Below are 16,703 nucleotides of genomic sequence, written 5' to 3'. Positions count from 1 at the left end.
GTGCAACTGTCAATTTGTCATCAACCCGCGACAACCATGAATCCTTTAGGCGCCAACTGACCATTCACAAATCCTTGCGCGAAAACAGCCTCCCTATTGACGGCAACTGGCTGCTCCGTGGTATTAAAATAGCCCGTCAGCATCTCGCGTCCCCGCCGAACCACTTTAATCAAGCCGGTATCAGTCACACTTAGCCTTGTCGTACCGGTACCAAGCGTGGTTGCATGCTGACGGCGAAAATGAACCAGTGCGGCTACCCTTTTCCAAATCGGCTGACCCAGTTTAGTCCAGTCCATCGGCTTCCGGTTATCCGGATCAGCACCACCGGACATGCCCATTTCGGTTCCATAATAAAGGCAAGGACTGCCAGTTTGCATCAACGTGAACGTCAATGCCTGCAGCGCCAAGTCTTCATCCTCGTGTGCCAACGTCAAAATCCGCGGCGTGTCATGGGAATCCAACATGTTCAGCATCACCTGATTGGTTTGATCTCGATACAGCATCAATTGATCCGTCAACAAGCCAACCAGTTCCGCTGCCGTCCGTCGCCGCTTGAAAAAGTGATCTTCAATTTGTTGCGTGAAGGGATAATTCATGGTTCCTGAAAATTCGTCACCATTTAACCATGCCTGACTACGATGCCACACCTCACCCAGCACATAAAAATCCGGTTTGATCGCTGTGACCGCTTGATAGAACTTTTTCCAAAAGTGATGATCCACTTCATTGGCAACATCCAGGCGCCAGGCGTCAATATCAAACGTTTTGATCCAGTACGTCGCCACCATCAACAAATAGTCCTGCACTTCCGGGTTGGCGGTGTTCAGTTTGGGCATTTTTTCTTCAAAGGCAAACGTATCATATTGCGGTTGGCCTTCACCCTTAAGCGGATTATGAAAAGGCGTCACCGGGGTTTGATGCAAATGAAACCATGATGCAAAGCGGGACTTTTCGCCACTGCGCAATACGTCTTGCCACTGCAGGCTGCCATAACCCATGTGATTAAACACCGCATCCAACATCACCCGCATGCCGCGTTGATGCGCCGCGTGAATCAATTTAGCCAACAACGCCTTATCGCCAAACGCAGGATCCACGTTTAGGTAGTCGATCGTGTCATATTTGTGATTCGAAGTAGCAGTAAAAATCGGACAAAAATATAACCCGTTGATACCCAAAGCTTGTAAATCATCAAGATGATCCAGCACCCCTTGCAAATCACCGCCATAAAAGTCTTCACGTCTGGGATGATCCGCCGGCCGCCAAGGTTTGGTACCAGCTGGATCGTTACTAGGATCACCATTGGCAAACCGCTCCGGAAAAATCTGATACCACACCGTCGTTTTCACCCAGTCAGGCGTTTTGACGCGGTCAATCGCCTGAAAATAAGGCATCCGAAAATAGTTTTCGGCCTCATGTCGTGCGTCTGCGCTATTTTGGCGCAGGCCACGATCACCGTACAGCCAAACCGTGCCATCTTTGCCAGTCACTTCAAACAAGTATTGCAGTCGACGATAAGGCGCCTCCAGCGTCACACCCCAATGGTCCAGCACTTGTCCAGTGCCTAAGAGCGTCATTGCCTGGCGCTGATAAACGAGCTGATCAGCGCCATGGGCATCGGGAATGCGCCAATACGGATCGCCATACAGAACCGTCACCTTTGCGACATCCTGGCGGGCAGTATGAAAACGCAGATGAAGCGTCTTATCCGTGTATAAAAAGCTATCTTCACTTTCCGGTCGATGCGCTAAAGCCGCCAAATTCATGACGCAACCCCTCCTTGAACTGACTCCTGTGTTAAAAATTCACCGCATTGGTTTGAGCCATACGATTTGATATCTATACGGCGATCATACAGCCTTCACGCAGCACACTCAATCAATCCGCATGCTGTTTTACCTTTTGCTGTCCCTGATCATCACAAAAAGCTTAGGCAATGAGTCGCGAGTCGTGCCAAACTCCGCAATCTCCGGCCAGAGGGGGCTGGAACGCTGTGGGCACGACTTTGAGCCTCAGCAAAGCCCGCTGAGTCTCAAAGCTCGGCCTTGTACTACGCCGGGAAGAGCACCCGGCTAGTACAATTTCACAGCTGAGCCCCCTCTGGCCTACGATTGCTCCGCTTTGGCACTCATATCTTGAATAACTCAGGAAAATAAAAAGAGTGAACACACTCATTGCCGAGTATGTTCACTTCTTTATTGTGGCTGTGAATTATGAACCAGCCTCTATTTTTTAGTGCATGCACTCAATTAATAGCGAGCTTTCAAGGCGCGTTGGACTTCACGTTCTTGATCTTTACGCTTCAGAGTTTCACGTTTGTCATAGTTGTGTTTCCCTTCAGCGACGCCTATCAGTACTTTCGCATAGCCATGTTTCAGATACATCCGCAAGGGCACAAGCGTCACGCCTTGGCGCGCTGTCAATTGGCCAAGCTTGCGAATCTCTTTCTTATGCAACAGTAACTTGCGATTGCGCATCGGATCAACATTAAACAAGTTGCCTTCCTTGTAGGGGCTGATATGCACATTTTCAAGCCATGCTTCATTATTACGAATACGGGCAAAACCATCCCGCAAATTAATCTTACCATCCCGCACAGACTTAATCTCGGTCCCCGTCAGTGCAATACCAGCTTCATAGGTATCAAGAATGTTGTAATCATGTCCGACTTTTTTATTCTGGGCGAGCAGGTTATCAGGTTTTTGTCGATGTTTCTTAGCCATTAAACCACCCTTCCTTTTGTGTGAGCGCGAGCTGGCGCGCTTAGGGGTCGAAGTGTAAGCGGCCTTGGGCGTGATGGCCCGAACTTAGGCCATTGCGACCAAGGTCCTTACACGCAGAACCCTGCGCCGGGGAGCGCGTTATCGCATACCAGCCCTACTTAGCGCCACGCTTAGCATTATAATGCTTCCCTTGATGCGGTGCCCCAGCCGGTTTACGCGGGCGTTGATTATCGCGCTGATTACGATTGCCGCCCCGGTTACCATTGCCAAAACTTGGCCGATTGCCGTTCGAGCGGCGATCGCGCCGGTCATCTTTTTTGACCAGCTTGCCTAAATCACTCGTCGGCGTCTTGTCATCCGGGATAAGTGAAAAGTCCACCTGCCGCTGATCAATATCGACGTTATCCAGTTTGACCCGCAAAGATTGGCCGACACGATAAGTTCGCTTGGTGCGTTCACCGACCAAGGCCATCTGACTTTCGACAAAGGAATAATAATCGTCGCTCATCCGTGTGATATGAACCAAGCCTTCGACTGTGTTAGGCAAGGCCACAAACATACCGAAGCTTGTCACCCCACTGACAACAGCGTCGAACTCTTCGCCGACCTTGTCCGCCATGTATTCGGCTTTCTTCAGGTCGTCAACAGCACGTTCAGCGTCAATACTCCGCCGTTCGGCCATAGACGCTTGCGTCGCAATGTCAGGCAGCTTCTTATTCCACGAAGCTTGAACGTCATCGCCAGCGCCTTCCGTTGCATAATCGCGAATCAAGCGATGCACAACGAGATCAGGATACCGCCGAATTGGACTGGTGAAGTGACAGTAATACTTCGCTGCCAAGCCAAAATGTCCAAGTGGATCTGGTGAATACCGCGCCTGTTTGAGACTCCGCAAGAGTTTTACGTTGACCATGGCTTCTTCAGGTGTCCCAGTCACATCCGTCACAACTTCCTGAAGCTGTTTTGGCGTGATTTCCTTACCTTTTTTCATGGGAACCGTAATGCCGAAACTGGCAATGAATTCCATAAATTCTTTTACCCGATCAGCGTCCGGGGTTTCATGAACCCGATAAAGGAACGGCAGGTGCTGTTTGTTGTAGTGTTCTGCCACGGTTTCGTTGGCTGCAAGCATGAAGGATTCAATCATGCGCTCAGAAACGCCACGCTCCCGCAACACGATATCGGTCGGGTGGCCCATATCGTCCACAATGATCTTAGCTTCATTTTCTTCAAAATCAATCGCACCGCGGGCATGCCGCATTTTATACAGAATCTGATGCAATTCGACCATGTCTTCAAACATCGGCACGAGTTCCTGATACTCGGCCATCACTTCAGGGTCGTGGTCAGTCACAATTTTGTTCACATTGTTGTACGTCATGCGGGCATGGCTCTTGATGACACTTTGATAGATCTCGTGACTCACCACATGGCCTTCGTGGTCGATTTCCATGTCACAAGACATCGCCAAGCGGTCAACACCCGGATTCAACGAACAAATACCATTGGACAACCGAAATGGCAACATTGGAATCACGCGATCGACCAAATACGTACTGGTGCCGCGGTCAAATGCTTCCTGATCCAAGGCGGACCCTTCCGTGACATAATGCGAAACATCGGCAATGTGGACGCCAAGATGGAAGTTGCCATTTGGCAGTTTCCAAACGACGACCGCATCATCAAAGTCTTTACTGTCATCGCCATCAATCGTGACAACTGCCTGATCAGTGATATCTTTGCGGCCAACGCGTTCTTCCGGCGTCACATGATCCGGAATGGCATTGGTCTGATCCATCACTTCATCCGGGAATTCGGTTTTAATGTGATTTTGCAAAACCAATGACATGATGTCCACGCCGGGATCATTCTTATTCCCTAGTGTTTCCACCACCATGCCGTACATTAATTTTGGATGGTATTCAGTCGGAAATTCAGTAATCTCCGTCACTGTCATATCGCCAAGTTGCGGAATGGTTCCGGTATCCTTGACATAAACCGGATAATTCTTCAGCTTCTTTTCATGGCTGACAACCATGCCGATAAAACCGGACTTAGCCCGATCTTTATCGGAAAAGGGTTTGAACTCGCCAACCAGGGTCGTTAAGCTGCGTTGAACAACCTTGGTAATTTCGCCTTCTGCTCCGCGCGAATCGTTTGGCCGCGCTTCGCGAACAATGCGAACCTCAACCGTATCGCCATCCAAGGCAAAATCCGTGCTGGTCGATGGCACATAAACATCATCATCCAAGCCTTCAACGGCAACGAAACCAAAACCTTTTTCATTACCATGGAAGACACCGGTCAAAACTTTAGGCGTGCCACCCAATGCATAACGGCCTTCATGATTGGCGTGGATCAGATTGTCATTTTCCATACCATTTAGTGCCTGTACCAGCACTTTAAAATCCGCGCCTTCATTTAATTTCAACGCGCGACTAAGTGTCTGAACCGAATAATCAATCTTCGGATTCCTGCGAAATGTTGCTAATAATTCATTACGAATATGGCCAACTGTGGTCATGCTATCCCTCGTTTTCTTGTTGCATAAATTCAATAACGTCTTGTTCTAGTGCATGGTGAGCTGAATTAACGGTAATCACGTGCTTGGCCCCGTCGTACCAGTGAAAATCCACTCGGGCCGCGTTGATCAAAGCATCGCGTAACTGGTACGCCAATCGACCATCCACTAATTCGTCCTCACCGGCCTGACCAATGAAAGTCGGTTGCTTGACTAGATCCAAATCGGCCGCAACCCCGGTGGCAAACTGATCAATTGCAGTCAGTTGCCCCGGTAGGTAAGCCAGAATCTGGGTACTTTCATCCGGTTTATTGGCCAAGCGATTCATATACTGGGCATATTTTAAAAATCCCGGAATCAAATGATGCTTGCCTGGCAGAATCGGCGATGAAAAAACGCCGCCAGCCGTGATGCCAGGTAACTTCTCTAAAGCTTTTACCGCAAAAATGCCACCTAACGACAGGCCGAACACAAACACGCGGGGGTACTTTGCGGTCATATGGGCAACGGCAGCGCTGGCTTCTGCCCACCAGATGTCTGGATTGCCCTTCGTCAAAATGTCCATGGGCTCGATCGTTCCATGCCCAGCAAAAAGCGGCACATACACCCCATAACCGGCACGTTGTAAAGCTCGGGCCATAAAATTCATGTCATTGGGGCTGCCAGTGTACGCATGAAGTAAAACAACGCCTGTGTCGGTGCCTTCGTATTCAAAAGGTTGCGGTTTGCGAAAAATCATGGTGAAGTCGTCCTTTATGCCTATGAATGATATGCGGCGAATGAATGCCGACTTTTTAAAAAATGCGTTTGGTTTTAGCTGCTAGTCTGTAAACGAAATGATGCAGGCAGCCAAAACTGATCCACCGACTATGCTTGCAGATCACCGATACACCACCAAGTGCTTTCCCAAAGACACGTAAACGTCAGGTTTAAGCAGGTTGGATCATGCTTCTGCAAAAAAAGCCCCCTGAATGTTCCAGGAGACTTTGGTTAATGGGCTTCCAGATAGACCAACGCGATGGCGAGGCCGAAGAAAATGACACCCAATACAACGGTGACTTTCTCCATGAAAGCTTCAAAACCGCGGGATTTGGTCTTCCCGAATAAATCGGTTGCCCCACCGGACAATGCGCTTAACGCATCCTGTTGTTTGCTTGGTTGCATTAAAGTTGCGATCACGATAAAAATCGAATCGATCACAAGTAATGTGGTCAATAAACTTTGCAAGTTGTTGCCTCCCTTGCGAAAAATCTCACTTTAGTAGTTTAGCATAAAAGCAAGGCAAAGGCGAATCTTTGCTGATTTCAGTCATCTTTTTCATCATTGATCTAAAATTAGCCAATTTCAAAGACCAGTAGGCGACTCTCCGCAATATCATGGCCGTTGAGCGATCACGCAATATGAGGCTTTTTTCTGAAAGTCTGATACAGCATGTAGCCACCGATCACGGCCACCAGGAAAGGCATCAAATAGCTTACCTGATCCGCCACACCAAATGGCAACATTTGATTCAAGCCAATGTTCAAACCCATCAGGATCGGATAACCTAAATACCACCAGCGCATCTGCTTATCGATAATAACGCCAACTATGACGAGCGCAACCATGCCCCAGTTCGCTACAAATCCCAGTAAGAATGGCACAATAAAGCTGGCAAAACCGTCACCGGAATATGTGAGCAATCCTAGTTCGCCACCAACTGAATAAAATAAACCAAGTAGGATGCTTGCAACAGCGTACACGATGCGAAATGTTCTCATGGTGATCAAGTCCCTTCTGTTGACGATAGCCATCACTTTGACAGGTTCATTATACATGCATACCGATTAGCTGCCACCTAAAAGCTGCGATTCACAGACACGGCATCACACTCGCGTTTTATGCGCTGTCGCCAAAGCCGCAGACAGGGCATCGATTCGTTTTTTCACCCGCACACGCTCAGCCGCATCTGTCAGCAATACCAATGTATCGCCTTCTCGAATCAATGTATCACCATGGGGAATCACTTCCCGCTCACCCCGGCGAATACCAATCAGCAACGACTCTTTTGGCCATGGCATATCGCGCACCAACTTACCATTGAGCGAACTGCCCACAAAAACCGGGATTTCCAGTCGATCAGGCTGGTGCAGCTGCTCAACGGTCTTGGGGAATGTCATTTGTTCAAGCAAGGCTTCATAAATCGGCGCACCGCCAAGCAGGTCAACCACAAGATAAGCCGTCAACGACAACACGGCCAGCGGCATGAGATGGGTCAGATTGCCCACCATTTCGGTCACCAATAAAATCGCGGTAAACGGCGCTTTTCCGATTCCAGCAAAATATCCGGCCATCGAGAAGATAATCAGATTCATGATGTAGACATGCGGCAGCAGTCCTAACTGATACATGACCACCCCATAAATGGCCCCGATAATCGCCCCTAACGATAAAATCGGTAGAAAAATCCCCCCTGGTAACCCTGAGCCATAAGAAATCATGGAAAAAACAAAGCGAATCACGAAAATACCAAGTAATGTCAAAAGTGGCGGTACATACTGGCCAAATCCGACAATCAAGCTATTGCCGCCGCCAAGTAAATTAGGAGTGAAATAACCAACGGCAATTAACAAGATAAAGGGCACGATGCCTTGCAACGCCCGCGGCAAGTGAGTCAATCGTTGATACCACCGCGGCATGGATAAAAGCACCCGCTGGTATAAATAGCCTAGCAGCCCTAGAAGAATGCCTAGCAGAATCAAATGCCAGTAACTGGTGACCGGCAAACTTCGCGAATAACTCAAATGTAGCACGGGAACCAGTCCAAACACATACAGCGAGATGAAATCCGATCCAATGGCACCGGCCAGTGCAGTCAGCCAAACCAGCGGCGAGAAATTATGATAAACCTCTTCCAGCACGAACAGCGTCCCGGCAATCGGTGCATTGAAGGCAGCTGCGAGTCCGGCCGCCGATCCGGAAGCAATTAGGAGCCGTCGATCGGTTCCGCGCAATTTGAATCCACCAGCCAAGCCTTGACCCACGGCTGCGCCTAACTGAATCGAAGGCCCTTCACGCCCCAGAAACAAACCCGGAGCAAGTGACAGCACACCACCGACGAACTTACGCCAAAGAATGGCCCACCAATGCATTTCCAGTTCGCCGGCAAGCTGCCCTTCGACTTGAGGGATGCCTGACCCGGAAATATAAGGTTCTTGTTTTAACATTAGGGCCACAAGCGCCGCCAGCACCAGATTAAAGGCAATCAATAAGGCCCAGTGCCACCAGACAAACGGCCCCATATGTAAGTATCCGTATACCTGATGACTGGCGCGCAACCCGACTTCAATACAGTAGCGAAAAGCACTGACCACCGTACCGGTCATCAAGCCGACTAATAATCCCAGTAAGACAAATCGTAATCGGGTGATATCGAATTTTTCTTTTTCCTTAATGATTCTTGCCACAACATTTCCCTCCATGCCAACATTCATTCAGTATAAACCTTTAGAGGAAACGAGAAAAATCCCATTTTTTCAAATATTAGGAAAAAAACACGCCACTTATCATAAGTGACGTGCTCGTAACGACAGCAATGACAATTAATTAGTCGATTGCTTTAACGTTGTAGAAGGACTTGCGACCCTTGTATTGTGATTGTGCACCCAATTGATCTTCGATGCGCATCAACTGGTTGTACTTGGCAATCCGATCGGTCCGGCTCATGGAACCAGTCTTGATTTGACCGGCGTTGGTTGCAACAACCAAGTCAGCAATCGTGGTGTCTTCGGTTTCACCGGAACGATGTGAAACAACGGCGGTGTAGCCGGCTTCTTTAGCCATCTCAATTGCTTCGAAGGTTTCGGTCAAAGTACCGATTTGGTTCAGCTTGATCAGGATTGAGTTAGCAACACCCATGTCAATCCCCTTCTTCAAGTAGTCGGTGTTGGTAACAAACAGGTCATCACCAACGATTTGGACTTTGTCGCCCATCTTCTTGGTGAATGACTGCCAACCTTCCCAATCGTTTTCGTCGATAGGATCTTCAACAGAAACGATCGGATACTTGTTGATGTAACCATCGATCATGTTGGTCCATTCTTCGGTGGTGTACTTCTTGTCAGGGTTTGACCACTTGGTTGTGTAGGTCTTGGTGTCGGCATCATACATTTCTGAAGCCGCAACATCAAAGGCCAAAGCAATGTCGTCGCCTGGCTTGTAGCCAGCCTTCTTGATCGCTTCAACAAGCAGTTCAAAGGCTTCTTCGTTGTCCTTCAAGTTAGGAGCGAAGCCACCTTCATCACCAACAGCGGTAATGTCGCCTTTGCTCTTCAGCAAAGCCTGCAGTGCATGGAAGGTTTCTGAACCCATGCGAACGGCTTCACGAACACTCTTGGCACCAACAGGCATGATCATGAATTCCTGGAAGTCAACGGTGTTGGTTGAATGTGCGCCACCATTAAGAACGTTCATCATCGGTGTTGGCAGAACATGAGCGTTCGGGCCTCCAAGATATTGATACAATGGCAGGCCGACTTCATCAGCAGCAGCACGGGCAGCAGCCAAAGAAACACCCAAGATGGCGTTGGCACCCAGCTTGCCTTTGTTTGGTGTGCCATCAAGATCGATCATGGTTTGGTCGATCAGGCGTTGTTCGGTAACGTCAAGGCCAATCACTGCCTTGGCAATTTCATTGTTGACGTGACCAACGGCCTTCAAAACACCCTTGCCGCCAAAACGATCCTTGTCACCATCACGCAGCTCAACGGCTTCGTGTTCACCGGTTGAAGCACCTGATGGAACTAATGCGCGGCCAAAACCACCATCTTCGGTATACAATTCAACTTCAACAGTAGGGTTGCCACGTGAATCCAAAACTTCGCGTGCCAATACATCAGTAATGATAGACATATATTCTTCTCCTTTTTGCCAGAAGGCTGTTTAATATTGGAAACCAGATTAATCTTGGTAGTTAGCCAAGGCGATGAAACTTTCAGGATCCATCGAAGCGCCACCGACTAAGCCGCCATCGATATCAGGCTTAGCCATCAATTCTTTAACGTTCGCTGGTTTAACGGAGCCGCCGTAAAGAATCCGAACAGCGTCTGCCGTGTCTTTATTATACAACTTCTCAACGGTCGCACGAATGTGGGCAACAACTTCTTGTGCCTGATCGGCAGTCGCAGTCTTACCGGTCCCGATTGCCCAGATTGGTTCGTAGGCCAAAACAGAAACTTTGACTTGGTCAGCGGTTAAGCCAGCCAAAGCTGCTTCGATTTGCGAGGCAACCCAGTCTTCGGTTTGGCCAGCTTCACGCTGGGTCAAACTTTCGCCACAGCAGATAATCGGCAGAAGATTGTTCTTAAAGATAGCCTTAGCTTTCTTATTGATATCTTCGTCGGTTTCGTGGAAGTAACCACGACGTTCGCTATGGCCGATGATGACATAATCAACGCCCATTTCCTTTAATGCTTTCGGGCTGGTTTCACCGGTATAAGCACCTTCATCTTCAAAGTAGCAGTTTTCTGCCGCTGTCTTTAAAGGTGTGCCTTCTGCTCCGGCAACCAAAGTCGTCAGATCAATGGCAGGTGCGCCAATAACCGTTTCAACTTTGCTTGCGTCAGGCAGTTTGCCTTTCACAGCATCTAAAAAGGCTTGCGTCTCCTTGGGGTTTTTGTTCATTTTCCAGTTACCAGCAATGAATGGTGTCCGCATGACTTAGCTTCCTTTCATTATGTACCGACACGCTCAGCACGTGTCGGCATTGACTGTTAGATCAGCATCGCTGACAAACTACTTGTCAGAAATGGCTGCGATACCTGGTAACGTCTTGCCTTCAAGATATTCAAGGCTAGCACCGCCACCAGTGGAAATGTGGGTAATCTTAGGCGCGATACCCAATTGCTTGGCAGCAGCGGTTGAATCGCCACCACCGATAATGGTTGTCGCATCTTTCAAGTCGCCAAGTGCACGGCCGACTTCCAAAGTACCTTCAGCGTAATTGCTCATTTCGAAGACACCCATCGGGCCGTTCCAAACAACCGTCTTGGCACCTTGCAAGGCATCTTTGAATTCTTGAATCGTCTTCGGGCCGATATCCAGTGCCATGTAGCCATCCGGAATATCGCCTTCAACAACCTTATGAGGAGCATCGTTTGAAAATTCTGGGGCAACAACAGAATCAACAGGCAAAAGCAACTTATCGCCGGCTTGGTCCATAATCTTCTTGGCTAAGTCGATCTTGTCTTTTTCAACCAATGAGTTACCGATGCTCATACCCTTGGCTGCATAGAAGGTATAAGTCATGCCACCACCGATAAGGATCTTATCAGCTTTAGGCACTAAGTTTTCGATGACACCGATTTTATCGGAAACCTTGGCACCACCCAAGATAGCAATGAATGGGTGCTTCGGGTTGTCAACAGCGTCGCCTAAGAACTTGATTTCCTTTTCCATCAAGAACCCGGCAGCTGTTTGCTTCATGTTGGAAGCAATGCCGACATTGGACGCATGCTTACGATGTGCCGTACCAAAGGCATCGTTGACGAATAGGTCGCCAAGGCTTGCCCAGTACTTGCCTAATTCAGGATCATTGCCGGATTCTTTCTTACCGTCAAGATCTTCAAACCGGGTGTTTTCCATCAAAAGCACATCGCCATCGTTCATTTTGGCAATAGCATCTTCCAGTTCCTTGCCACGGGTAGCCGGTACAAAGGTAACTGGCTTCTTCAGCAATTCACTCAAGCGTTGGGCAACTGGCTTCAATGTCAGCTTAGCCTTATCTTCTTCGGTCTTAACCCGGCCAAGGTGTGACAGCAAGATTGCCTTGCCGCCGTGATCAATGACATATTGGATGGTTGGCAATGCTGCCACGATCCGGTTGTCATCACCGATAACGCCATCTTTGATCGGCACGTTGAAGTCAACGCGGATCAGAACTTTTTTATCTTTAACATCTAAATCTGAAACGATTAATTTAGCCAAAAGATTTGACCTCCTTCATTTTCCCAAAGATGGTGGATGAACACGCGTCCTCCACCATGGTGCTCGCAAAGGGCAAAAATCAGCATAAAACCGATGATTTCTGTCGCCTTTCCAAAAAAAGCGGAGGGAGTAAAGCTCCCTCCGCTTCGGATGTTGCGGTTAGAAAAGCGTTACTCCGGATTAGAGAGTAGCAAATTTCAGCAAGGTACGGATCATCTGGCAAGTAAAGCCATATTCGTTATCGTACCAAGCAACCGTCTTAACTAATTGATAGTCACCGGCAGTTGTAACTTCAGTCTGAGTAGGATCGAAGATTGAACCATAAGTCGTACCGATTACATCGGAAGATACGATTTCGTCTTCGTTCCAGCCGAAGCTAGGGTTGTTTTCGGTGTGCTTCTTGATAGCTTCGTTGACTTGGTCAGCTGTAACGTTCTTGGTCTTCAAGATGGAAACCAATTCGGTCAAGGAACCGTCAACAACAGAAACACGCTGTGCGTGACCCTGCAACTTGCCGTTCAATTCTGGGATAACCAAACCGATAGCCTTAGCAGCACCAGTGCTGTGAGGAATCGTGTTAGCAGCGGCAGAACGTGCAGCACGCAGGTTGCCACCACGAACCGGGCCGTCAAGCAACATCTGAGTTGAGGTGTAAGCATGAACGGTGGTCATGGTACCAACTTCAATGCCGAATTCCTTGTTCAGGAAGTAAGCCATTGGTGCCAAGCAGTTGGTCGTGCAAGAACCAGCAGAAACAATCTTGTCGTCTGCATTCAAAGTGTCATCATTAACGTTGTAAACGATGGTCTTCATCTTGCCAGCTGGGGCAGAAATCAGAACACGCTTTGCACCTGCATCCAAATGAGCTTGTGACTTTTCAGCAGAGGTATAGAAGCCTGTGCATTCAAGAACATAGTCAACGCCATCGTTCTTAACCCAAGGAATGTTCTGGGCTTGCGGTTCTGCGTAGACGCGGTATTCTTTACCGTCAACGACAATACCGTTATCGGTTGCACTAACTTCACCAGGGAAAGTACCGTGAGTTGAATCATACTTAAGCAAGTGAGCCAGCATGGTTGGGCTGGTCAGATCGTTGATCGCAACAACCTGGATGTCATTGCTCTTTGCACCCAATTCGTAAATACGACGGAATGCCAAACGACCGATACGGCCAAAACCATTAATACCAATCTTAACAGTCATGCTAAAATTTCCTCCTTTAGGAAATAAGGTTTTATTCTAACGGGTTGCCCCAGTTAAAATCGAGTTTGTTGCACCGATGTCAGTTAACAGCCACGTTCGACTCGGTGCGTGTTGCATGTACGCCGCAATTGCTTTGGCTTTACTTTTACCCGCCGCAACTGCGAAGACATACGGTATATGATCAAGATCCGCAAGCTGTAATCCGATTTGCGGTATCTTGTAAACGACCTTGCCCTTGGCATCGTAGAAAACACCGAATGCCTCGGCAACGGCATGCTTGGCTTTCAACATGCTGATCGTATCAGGCGACATACCACGGCGCTTAGCCATGACCAGCGCATCGCCCACACTATGAATTACTACCTGAGCTTTGTCGATAAGGTTTAACACATCTCTTACTGACGGCTCTTTGATTAAGGATTCATAGGATTCCGAGCTTAGATTCTCAGGAACATATAAAGCCCGGTACTTGCTATCGGTTGCTTCTGCCATTGCAGCCGCAATCGAGTTGGCCTGAATGGTCACGGCTTCACCGAGACCACCCCGTGCAGGGACAAACGACAGTTCACGGCCCGCAGATAGCTGAAAAGTTAACTGCGTGGCTAAATGTGCCATCGTTGTGCCACCCATAACGGCAACCGTTAAATGGCCGGGTGGTAACAGTAACTGTAAGGTTGAATTCAACGTTTTGCCAAGTTCATCAAGAACCCGACTACTCTGATCCGCATCCCCGGAAACAACCAGACAATGGTCAATGCCAAGATGCGTTGCCAGTCGCTTTTCATCATCTTTGATTCCCAGCAACTGATTCATCAAATGATCGAGGCCGTGAAAAGTTTCTAACCCTTTCGCTGTCAACACCATGCCAGATTTCGAACTTTCTAAAAGTCCTTGTCCGCGCAAAAAATCTGTTTCTGTACGTAACGCGCGTTCTGAAATCTTCATCTGTTCGGCTAACGTTCGTCGACCAACTGGTGCCATCCAGTTAATAAATTGAAGGACCTGATAGCGTTTAGTGACGACGCCCATCAGATCAGGCGCGATCGCTTTGAGCCACGCAAGTTCAGTATGCATAAGGCACGTCCTTCTTTAATGGGTCATTTCACGTCCCTCCGAGTCGTTTGCCGACCCAGCAAGCTGAAAAAAATTAGGAACCCAACGTTTGCTGTTTTCCCTTACCAACAAAACCAATTGTAGCAGGGGTTCCGCTTTATCGCAAGTCTGTTGCCTAAATCGTCTCAAAGTAATCACAAAACCGGCTAAGTTTGAACATCTGCTTCTATAAAGATTCAAATGTTCGGCATTTACCAGTTTCGACAACCTCGCTGCGGCTTTTTGATATCAGGGGTTTCGGCTTACTTCTAATGAAATTTTCATGTGCTGTATTTCGGTCTATTTCAACAGCCTACACACAGCCAGTCATGGGTTCTTTCATCACTGTTTGTTCTGTTTTGAGCATTTTTCAAGCGAAACTGCCATTTGGTGAGGGAGCGATTTCATTTGGCGTTTTCTTAGCTTAAAAAAGGCTATGCTGATCAGCGACATTGGCGTCCTACAAACACATTATGGCAAACAAAAAGCCCGCCATAGCGGACTTTTCTATTTTCGGTATTTTCCATATGACTGGAATTCTGCGCAGCCCGGGAGTCGAACCCGGATTTCGAGAACCGGAATCTCACGTGCGATCCATTACACTAACCGCGCAAGTACCTAATTATATTACTCAATCAGGGGCCAATTTGCAAGTCTTTTCTGTAGAGCGTGAGCAGGAGCGCTTAGAAATCGGAGTGTAAGTGGCCTCAAGCCTAAATGGCTGGTCTTTGGCCATTTAGGCTTGAGGTCCTTACACGTAGATTTCTGCGACTGTGAGCGCGTTTCGGAACCGGATTGCCCCCAAACCTTATTTTTTCACTGCCTATACTGATTCATTCTCGGCGGTTATCCTCAAATTCCTTCTACCCGTCCTTCCACTCCCACGAAAAAAGCACACCACTAACCAAAGCGGTGTGCCAATTCGTTTAAACCTTTATTTTTGATTATTCTTATTAACCAGAATATCATCAATCAAGCCGTAATCCTTGGCTTCCTGAGCGCTCATATAGTGATCACGTTCAGTATCCTTCTTGATTTGCTCAACTGTCTGACCTGTTGCATCGGCCAGGATCTGGTTCATCTTTTTACGTGTCTTCAAAATTTCTTCGGCCGCAATTTCGATTTCGGTTTGCTGACCTTGGGCACCACCTGAAGGCTGATGGATTAAAATGGTCGAATTCGGCAAAGCAAAGCGCTTGCCTTTCGTGCCACCGGCTAACAGGACAGATGCCATGGATGCAGCCATCCCAATGGCAATAGTCTGAACATCGGACTTGATGAAGTTCATGGTATCAAGCATCGCCAAGCCGCTGGTGATCACACCACCGGGACTGTTGATGTAAAGGTAAATATCCTTTTCAGAATCCTGTGCATCAAGAAAAAGTAACTGGGCGATGACAGAGTTTGCCATTTGATCGTTTACTTCACCGGACAACATGATGATCCGGTCTTTTAATAGACGTGAGTAAATGTCGTAAGCACGTTCGCCACGACTGGTTTGTTCAACGACGGTAGGTACTAGCATGTCCTAACCTCCTGAAAATCGTTTTTTAGCACTCTTTAAAGTACAGTGCTAAGTATACTGCTAAAGTCAAATAAGGTCAAAGATTTTAATCACAATCTTTGACCTTATAAAAATCGTTCAGACTTGTGGGTAGGCGTCGTCAGCGATAGCACTCAGATGCTCATCGACACGCGTTACCTCAGTCTTGATACGATCATATTCAGTTTGCGGCAAATTCATCAATTCCATGCAGGAGCCAACATGTTCAAAAATCTCGTCGCGAGCGTCCAAAGCCTTTTGCGTCAAGCTAACATCAACGCGACGTTCATCTTCGGTTGATCGTTTGCGGCTGATCCAGCCGTCTTTTTCCAGACGCTTCATTAACGGTGTCAAGGTACCGCTGTCCAACTCAAGTGTTTGGCCCACCTGCTTAACCGACATCGTGCCGTGTTCATACAGCGACAGCAACGTAATGTACTGCGGATAAGTCAACTTAAATGGCGCTAATGCCTGAGCATAGAAATGATTATATTGTTTCTGTGCCTTGTAAATTGCAAAACAAAGTTGTTCATTTAATGTGATCGGTTTGACCATAGTGCTTCCTCCTAAAACCTAAGCAACAATTGTATCCCGCTGAACGTGACAATTACCACTTCATCTGGTAATAACATCACTGCAAATCCGAATGTAAACTGAC

Annotated in this window: 14 protein-coding genes and 1 tRNA gene; all 15 read right to left on the bottom strand. The window is 48.0% G+C overall.

Annotated features, from left to right (window positions below; translation table 11 throughout):
• Window positions 1-20 precede the first annotated feature (20 nt).
• Window positions 21-1,766, bottom strand: a complete 1,746-nt coding sequence (locus LACPH_RS04500) for a glycoside hydrolase family 13 protein (RefSeq protein ID WP_274784614.1) — start codon at window positions 1,764-1,766, stop codon at window positions 21-23.
• A gap of 483 nt (window positions 1,767-2,249) precedes the next feature.
• On the bottom strand, window positions 2,250-2,723 hold the full coding sequence (gene smpB, locus LACPH_RS04495) for an SsrA-binding protein SmpB (protein ID WP_274784613.1): 474 nt from the start codon (window positions 2,721-2,723) through the stop codon (window positions 2,250-2,252).
• A 154-nt stretch (window positions 2,724-2,877) separates the two neighbouring features.
• Window positions 2,878-5,247, bottom strand: coding sequence for a ribonuclease R (gene rnr / locus LACPH_RS04490; protein WP_306387295.1), 2,370 nt, complete (start codon window positions 5,245-5,247; stop codon window positions 2,878-2,880).
• Between the two features lies 1 nt (window position 5,248).
• On the bottom strand, window positions 5,249-5,983 hold the full coding sequence (locus LACPH_RS04485; protein WP_025013042.1) for an alpha/beta hydrolase: 735 nt from the start codon (window positions 5,981-5,983) through the stop codon (window positions 5,249-5,251).
• Window positions 5,984-6,234: 251 nt separating this feature from the next.
• Window positions 6,235-6,471, bottom strand: a complete 237-nt coding sequence (secG, locus tag LACPH_RS04480; RefSeq protein WP_010489332.1) for a preprotein translocase subunit SecG — start codon at window positions 6,469-6,471, stop codon at window positions 6,235-6,237.
• 164 nt (window positions 6,472-6,635) lie between these two features.
• Entirely contained in the window at window positions 6,636-7,004 is a 369-nt protein-coding gene (locus LACPH_RS04475) for a hypothetical protein (RefSeq protein WP_138130994.1), read from the bottom strand.
• A gap of 105 nt (window positions 7,005-7,109) precedes the next feature.
• Window positions 7,110-8,690 carry a ClC family H(+)/Cl(-) exchange transporter gene (locus LACPH_RS04470; RefSeq protein ID WP_274784611.1) on the bottom strand — a complete coding sequence of 527 codons (1,581 nt, stop codon included), beginning with the start codon at window positions 8,688-8,690 and terminating at the stop codon, window positions 7,110-7,112.
• A 139-nt stretch (window positions 8,691-8,829) separates the two neighbouring features.
• Window positions 8,830-10,134 (bottom strand): phosphopyruvate hydratase, encoded by a 1,305-nt coding sequence (gene eno, locus LACPH_RS04465; protein ID WP_049171467.1) that lies wholly within the window; start codon window positions 10,132-10,134, stop codon window positions 8,830-8,832.
• Between the two features lie 48 nt (window positions 10,135-10,182).
• Complete coding sequence (gene tpiA / locus LACPH_RS04460) at window positions 10,183-10,938, bottom strand: triose-phosphate isomerase (RefSeq protein WP_010489338.1); 756 nt, start codon at window positions 10,936-10,938, stop codon at window positions 10,183-10,185.
• A 78-nt stretch (window positions 10,939-11,016) separates the two neighbouring features.
• Window positions 11,017-12,207: a phosphoglycerate kinase gene (locus tag LACPH_RS04455; RefSeq protein ID WP_010489340.1), complete on the bottom strand. Its 1,191-nt coding sequence runs from the start codon at window positions 12,205-12,207 to the stop codon at window positions 11,017-11,019.
• A 180-nt stretch (window positions 12,208-12,387) separates the two neighbouring features.
• Complete coding sequence (gene gap, locus LACPH_RS04450) at window positions 12,388-13,410, bottom strand: type I glyceraldehyde-3-phosphate dehydrogenase (RefSeq protein WP_025013036.1); 1,023 nt, start codon at window positions 13,408-13,410, stop codon at window positions 12,388-12,390.
• Between the two features lie 36 nt (window positions 13,411-13,446).
• Window positions 13,447-14,484: a sugar-binding transcriptional regulator gene (locus tag LACPH_RS04445; protein ID WP_213291555.1), complete on the bottom strand. Its 1,038-nt coding sequence runs from the start codon at window positions 14,482-14,484 to the stop codon at window positions 13,447-13,449.
• 558 nt (window positions 14,485-15,042) lie between these two features.
• Window positions 15,043-15,114, bottom strand: a tRNA-Arg gene (locus LACPH_RS04440).
• A 322-nt stretch (window positions 15,115-15,436) separates the two neighbouring features.
• Window positions 15,437-16,027 (bottom strand): ATP-dependent Clp endopeptidase proteolytic subunit ClpP, encoded by a 591-nt coding sequence (gene clpP, locus LACPH_RS04435; protein WP_005684526.1) that lies wholly within the window; start codon window positions 16,025-16,027, stop codon window positions 15,437-15,439.
• Window positions 16,028-16,144: 117 nt separating this feature from the next.
• On the bottom strand, window positions 16,145-16,600 hold the full coding sequence (locus tag LACPH_RS04430; RefSeq protein WP_010489365.1) for a MarR family winged helix-turn-helix transcriptional regulator: 456 nt from the start codon (window positions 16,598-16,600) through the stop codon (window positions 16,145-16,147).
• Window positions 16,601-16,703: the final 103 nt, after the last annotated feature.

It is taken from the genome of Lacticaseibacillus parahuelsenbergensis (assembly GCF_030770265.1).
GTDB lineage: Bacteria > Bacillota > Bacilli > Lactobacillales > Lactobacillaceae > Lacticaseibacillus > Lacticaseibacillus casei.
This window is presented reverse-complemented; position numbering and strand designations above follow the sequence as displayed.

Excerpts from the sequence above, each read along its gene's own strand:
- rnr (WP_306387295.1), bottom strand. The coding sequence starts at position 5,247 with ATGACCACAGTTGGCCATATTCGTAATGAATTATTAGCAACATTTCGC.
- LACPH_RS04500 (WP_274784614.1), bottom strand. The coding sequence starts at position 1,766 with ATGAATTTGGCGGCTTTAGCGCATCGACCGGAAAGTGAAGATAGCTTT.
- smpB (WP_274784613.1), bottom strand. The coding sequence starts at position 2,723 with ATGGCTAAGAAACATCGACAAAAACCTGATAACCTGCTCGCCCAGAAT.
- eno (WP_049171467.1), bottom strand. The coding sequence starts at position 10,134 with ATGTCTATCATTACTGATGTATTGGCACGCGAAGTTTTGGATTCACGT.
- LACPH_RS04430 (WP_010489365.1), bottom strand. The coding sequence starts at position 16,600 with ATGGTCAAACCGATCACATTAAATGAACAACTTTGTTTTGCAATTTAC.
- LACPH_RS04445 (WP_213291555.1), bottom strand. The coding sequence starts at position 14,484 with ATGCATACTGAACTTGCGTGGCTCAAAGCGATCGCGCCTGATCTGATG.
- clpP (WP_005684526.1), bottom strand. The coding sequence starts at position 16,027 with ATGCTAGTACCTACCGTCGTTGAACAAACCAGTCGTGGCGAACGTGCT.
- tpiA (WP_010489338.1), bottom strand. The coding sequence starts at position 10,938 with ATGCGGACACCATTCATTGCTGGTAACTGGAAAATGAACAAAAACCCC.
- LACPH_RS04475 (WP_138130994.1), bottom strand. The coding sequence starts at position 7,004 with ATGAGAACATTTCGCATCGTGTACGCTGTTGCAAGCATCCTACTTGGT.
- LACPH_RS04485 (WP_025013042.1), bottom strand. The coding sequence starts at position 5,983 with ATGATTTTTCGCAAACCGCAACCTTTTGAATACGAAGGCACCGACACA.
- gap (WP_025013036.1), bottom strand. The coding sequence starts at position 13,410 with ATGACTGTTAAGATTGGTATTAATGGTTTTGGCCGTATCGGTCGTTTG.